This is a genomic window from Streptomyces ossamyceticus (genome assembly GCF_001418475.1).
In the GTDB taxonomy this organism is placed as follows: Bacteria; Actinomycetota; Actinomycetes; order Streptomycetales; family Streptomycetaceae; genus Streptomyces; species Streptomyces ossamyceticus.
The window spans coordinates 1-3,182 of the sequence record NZ_LIQX01000277.1; the positions used below are offsets into that span (position 1 = coordinate 1).

At 69.0% G+C, this 3,182-nt stretch carries 4 protein-coding genes; 2 read left to right on the forward strand and 2 right to left on the reverse strand.

The window, feature by feature from the left end; all coding sequences use genetic code 11:
• Positions 1-184: 184 nt before the first annotated feature.
• On the reverse strand, positions 185-760 hold the full coding sequence (locus tag AOK15_RS21465) for a PadR family transcriptional regulator (protein ID WP_055519333.1): 576 nt from the start codon (positions 758-760) through the stop codon (positions 185-187).
• 139 nt (positions 761-899) lie between these two features.
• Here AOK15_RS21465 and AOK15_RS21470 point away from each other — a divergent pair, with 139 nt between their 5' ends.
• Positions 900-1,292 carry a nuclear transport factor 2 family protein gene (locus AOK15_RS21470; protein WP_055519334.1) on the forward strand — a complete coding sequence of 131 codons (393 nt, stop codon included), beginning with the start codon at positions 900-902 and terminating at the stop codon, positions 1,290-1,292.
• 82 nt (positions 1,293-1,374) lie between these two features.
• Here the strand turns inward: AOK15_RS21470 and AOK15_RS21475 are convergent, their stop codons facing one another.
• The gene (locus AOK15_RS21475; RefSeq protein WP_055519336.1) at positions 1,375-2,034 is read right to left on the reverse strand and encodes a YceI family protein; all 660 of its coding nucleotides are present in this window, start codon (positions 2,032-2,034) and stop codon (positions 1,375-1,377) included.
• A 259-nt stretch (positions 2,035-2,293) separates the two neighbouring features.
• Between AOK15_RS21475 and AOK15_RS21480 the strand changes: the two genes are divergently transcribed.
• On the forward strand, positions 2,294-2,818 hold the full coding sequence (locus AOK15_RS21480; protein ID WP_055519338.1) for a hypothetical protein: 525 nt from the start codon (positions 2,294-2,296) through the stop codon (positions 2,816-2,818).
• Positions 2,819-3,182: the final 364 nt, after the last annotated feature.

Here is a 3,182-nt window from a genome sequence, read left to right on the forward strand (position 1 = left end):
GGCGCTTGGCCGAGCAGGAGCAGCGAAGTGGGCACAGGCCGTGTGATCGACCTTCCGTGCGGACCGGGATGGACTGAGGGGTCGGTCCTCGCCCCGACGGGGACGGGCTGAGGGGCCGGTCCTCGCCCGGACCGGGACGGGCTGAGGTGATTGGTCCTGGGTGCGCCCGGGGCGGACTCGGTGGTCAGCCCTCGGCGTGGAGCGCGGCCGCGCGCTGGTCGAGGCGGCGGAGCGCCATGTCGCCCCACTGGAGGTTCTCCCGCTCGAAGGACATGCCGCGCAGCAGGGTGAGGTAGGGGCCGACGCGCTCGGCCTCCGCGAAGTACGCCTCCTCCGAGCGCCCGTCGAGCAGACGCCGGCGGAGTCGCTCGTAGCGGGCCAGCTTGGCCGTGGCCCACTCCATGCGCTCGGCGACGGCCTGGCGTACGCCGTCGATGTCGCCCGCGTCCACGCACTGCACCTTGACCATCAACTCGTCCCGGATCGCGGACGGTTTGCCGAGGGGTTCGGCGGTGTAGGCGTGCACCGCCGCGCGCCCGGCCTCCGTCAGTGAGAACAGCCTCTTGTTGGGGCGGCGCTGCTGCTCGATGACGCGGGCCGCGACCAGCCCTTCGGCCTCCATGCGCTCCAGCTCCCGGTAGAGCTGCTGGGGGGTCGACATCCAGAAGTTGGCCACGGACGCGTCGAACGCCTTCGCGAGGTCGTACCCGGACGCCTCGCCCTCCAACAGCGCGGCCATCACCGCGTTCCGCAACGCCATGGGCCCACGCTAGCACCGTGTGTGACTAATCAAGGGGGTGAGCGACGGTCGCCTCTCTGCCCGTGGACAAGGGAGGTGTCGCCCTCTAGCCTGCCTGTGTCTTAGTCAATTTGTTCAGTATCGCTCGTGAGGTGGGCTCGTGCATCCCTTCCGCAAGGCCGTCGAGAGCGGCGACATGGACGCCGTCGCCGCCCTGCTGGCCGACGACGTCGTCTTCACCAGCCCCGTCGCCTTCAAGCCGTACCCGGGCAAGGCCGTCACCGCCGCGATCCTGCGGGCCGTCTCGCGTGTCTTCGAGGACTTCACCTACGTCCGTGAGATCGCCAATCCGGACGGCCGTGACCACGCCCTGGTGTTCACCGCCACCGTCGCGGGCAAGCAGTTGCAGGGCTGCGACTTCCTGCACTTCGACGAGCACGGCAGGATCGACGAGTTCACGGTGATGGTGCGGCCGCTCTCGGCCGCCCAGGCGCTCTCCGAGGCCATGGGTGCCCAGTTCGAGCGGATCGCGCAAGAGGCCGCCGAGGGGTGACGCGTCATCGCCGCCGAGCCGCCCGGGGTGCATGTACCCCGGGCGGTCCCGTCGTATCGGTCGGGTGCTCCTCGGGGGCGCCTCAGGCCCCGGGGAACTGGCGGATCGCGGCGAGGTCGAACTGCAGCCGGACCTTCTCGCTGACCATGGCACCGCCCTCGGCGAGCCGCTGGTTGTAGGTCAGGCCCCACTCGGAACGGTTGATCGTGGTCGTGCCGTCGAAGCCGACCCGCTCGTATCCGAACGGGTCGACGACATGGCCGATATAGGTGAGTTCGAGGTCGACGGGACGGGTGACGTTCTTGATCGTGAGGTCGCCGGTCATGCGGTAGACATCGTTGCCGACGAGGTGCACCGCCGTACTGGCGAAGCGCATCCGGGGATAGGTCGCGGCATCGAGGAAGTCCCGTCCGACCAGATGGGCGTCGCGTTGTTCCACACCCGTGTCGACGGACGCGGTGGACAGAAGGATCTCGGCCTGCGAGCGGGACGGGTCACGGCCGTCGAAATAGAGCCGGCTCTCGTACTGCGTGAAAGCTCCGCGCACGGTCGTCACCAGGGCGTGGCGGACGGAGAAACCGATACGGCTGTGCGCCCGGTCGATGATCCATTCTCCGGTCAGCCCCGCCAGGGCGGGATCCAGCGTGCCGGTGGCGGCGAATGCCGGTGATTCGTGCGGGAGTTGTCGGTCAGTGGGGGGAGCCGGGCGGCGCAGGGACGCAGCACGGTTGAACAGGTTCATGATTCACGTAACTACGGCAGTTGGGAAAGGGCCGCAAGCCTTCTTCAAGAGCCGCGCACACGGTCACCACGAATTGCCCGTCGCATTCTCCTGCCATTCGCCGTAATTCGTCGAACGGCGGGCGGGTCGCGAAAAGCGGGAAGAATCGCCTTATTGCGTCCGTGGGGCCCGGGCGCGCCCCGCGGGGTTCGACGGTGAGCCCGCGGTGGGCGCGGGGGGGGCTTTTGAACGCGTTCAAGTTCGGGCGTACGCTCCTGCCATGAGCGACAGAGCCGCCCTGGTGAAGGGCATCCGTGCGTGGCTGGTCTTCTTCGTCGTCTGCCTGGTGCTGAGCGGCGCCACGGCCTTCCCGCTCGTCCACGAGCTGCGCTGGACCGAGGAGTTGATGCGGTCGCTGTCCGTCGGGGACCACCTGCCGGGGCTCATGGAATGGATCGAGAGGGTGCGCGCCGGGCTGGACGAGGCCGACGCCGAGTACCCGTTCCTGCTGTACGGCACCGACTGGCTGGCCTTCGCGCACCTCGTGATCGCGGTCGCCTTCTACGGGCCGTACCGCGACCCGGTGCGCAACATCTGGGTCGTCGAGGTCGGGATGATCGCCTGCGCGGGGATCGTCCCGCTGGCCCTGATCTGCGGGCCCGTCCGCGGCATCCCCTTCTGGTGGTCGCTGATCGACATGTCGTTCGGGGTGTTCGGTGTGATCCCGCTGTACGTCGTGTGGAAGCGGATCAAGCGGCTGGAGGCGCTGCCGCCCCTCGCGACGCCGGCGGCGGCCACGGCCTGAGGGCCCCGGTCGCGTCACGGGCCGAAAAACTGTTATCGGCTACGTCTCCGTCCCGTCTCCACACCGACGCCTGTTTCCCCACGTACAGGAGCGCGCCGCATGGGATGTGTGATCTCCGCCTCGCGGGTCCTCCCTGCCACGGGAAGGGCTGAGAAGGTACGGAAAGCAGCCGATTGAGCAGGGTGCACCCTCCAGGGCCGGAAGGAACCTACGTGGACGGGCGGCAGTGGCGCTCCACCATCGCGGCCGCACAGGCGGGCGACCGGCGGGCCCTCGACGAACTGGTCGAGGGCTGGCTCCCGCTCGTCTACAACATCGTCGGCCGCGCCCTCAACGGTCACGCCGACGTCGACGACGTCGTGCA